1 protein-coding gene is annotated in these 1824 nt (G+C 76.9%); it reads left to right on the forward strand.

The genetic code is table 11. The annotated features are described in order from the left end of the window. Nucleotides 1-1824 (forward strand): MDR/SDR family oxidoreductase (locus HUW36_RS32095; protein WP_174531489.1); only part of this gene is annotated, 1824 nt, incomplete at both ends.

The raw sequence follows: 1824 nt of genomic DNA on the forward strand, positions 1-1824 counted from the left end.
AGCCGCAGCTCGCGCTGCGCGACGGCGCCGCCCTCACGCCCCGGCTGGTCCGGGCCCGCGACACCGGCGTGCTGGCACCCCCGGCCGGCGGACAGCCGTGGCGGCTCGACGTGACCGAGACGGGCACGCTGGAGAACCTCGCGCTGCTGCCCGTCCCGGTGGAGGAGGGCACGGTGCCGGCCGGACACGTCGCGGTCGAGATGCGTGCCTCCGGGCTGAACTTCCGGGACGTCGTGCTCGCCCTCGGCATGGTCCCCGACCAGCAGGTGCTGGGCAGCGAGGGCGCCGGCGTGGTGCGCGAGGTCGGCCCCGGCGTCACCGGGCTGGCCCCCGGCGACCGGGTGGCGGGCATCTTCGCCGGCTCGTTCGCCACCGTCGCCGTCACCGACCACCGCATGGTCACCCGGATCCCCGACCACTGGTCGTACGCCGAGGCGGCGAGCGTGCCGGTGGTGTTCCTGACCGCCTGGTACGGCCTGGTCGAACTGGCCGGACTGACCGCCGGGGAGTCGGTGCTGGTGCACGCCGCCACCGGCGGCGTCGGCATGGCCGCCGTGCAGATCGCCCGCCACCTCGGCGCCGAGGTCTACGGCACGGCCAGCCCCGCCAAGTGGCCGGTGCTGCGAGCCACCGGCCTCGACGACGCGCACATCGCCTCCTCCCGCTCCCTCGACTTCGCCGACGAGTTCCGCGCCCGCCGCGCCGGTCGGGGCGTCGACGTCGTACTCAACTCGCTGGCCGGCGCGTACGTCGACACGTCGCTGCGGCTGCTCGACCCCGGCGGCCGGTTCGTCGAGATGGGCAAGACCGACCCGCGTGACCCGGCCCGCGTCGCCGCCGACCACCCCGGCGTCAGCTACCAGGGCTTCGACCTGATGGCGGCCGGCCCGGCCGTCGTCGGCCGGATGCTGGAACGGCTGATGGCGCTGTTCGCCGACGGCGCGCTGCGACCGCTGCCCCGCCGCACCTGGGACGTCCGGCGCGCCCCCGAGGCGTTCCGGTTCCTCAGCCAGGCCCGGCACGTGGGCAAGCTGACGTTGAGCATTCCGCCCACGCCCCGGCTCGACGGCACCGTCCTGGTCACCGGCGCCACCGGCACGCTCGGCGCGCTGCTCTGCCGCCACCTGGTCGCCGCACACGGCGCCCGGCACCTGCTGCTGGTCAGCCGGCGCGGCCCGGACGCCGAGGGCGCCGACGAGCTGCTCGCCGACCTCAAGGCCGGCGGCGCGGAGGTGCAGCTGGTCGCCGCCGACCTGGCCGACCCGGACGCCGTCGCCGACGTGCTGTCCCTGGTGGACGCCCGGCACCCGCTGCGCGCCGTGGTGCACACCGCCGGCGTCGTCGACGACGCCACGGTCGAGTCGCTCACCCCGGACCGGCTCGCCGCGGTGCTGCGCCCCAAGGTCGACGCGGCCTGGAACCTGCACCGCGCCACCCGGGACCGCGAGCTGACCGCGTTCGTGCTCTACTCCGCCGCCGCCGGCCTGATGGGCGGACCGGGCCAGGGCAACTACGCCGCCGGCAACGCGTTCCTCGACGCGCTCGCCGAACACCGCCGTGCCCTCGGCCTGCCCGGGGTCTCGCTGGTCTGGGGCCTGTGGGCCACGGCCAGCGGCATCACCGGCCACCTCGGCGCGGTCGACCGGCGCCGGCTGGAACGCAGCGGCCTGGTGGCGCTCACCGACGACGAGGCGCTGGCCCTGTTCGACGCCACCTGGCGCTCGGAACGCCCCACCCTGATGCCGGCGCGGATCAGCACCCGGCCCACCGGCGGGCCGGTCCACCCGCTGCTGACCGCCCTGGTCCGGGCCGCCGCCCGGCGCG

It is taken from the genome of Micromonospora maritima (assembly GCF_902825405.1).
Lineage (GTDB): Bacteria > Actinomycetota > Actinomycetes > Mycobacteriales > Micromonosporaceae > Micromonospora > Micromonospora maritima.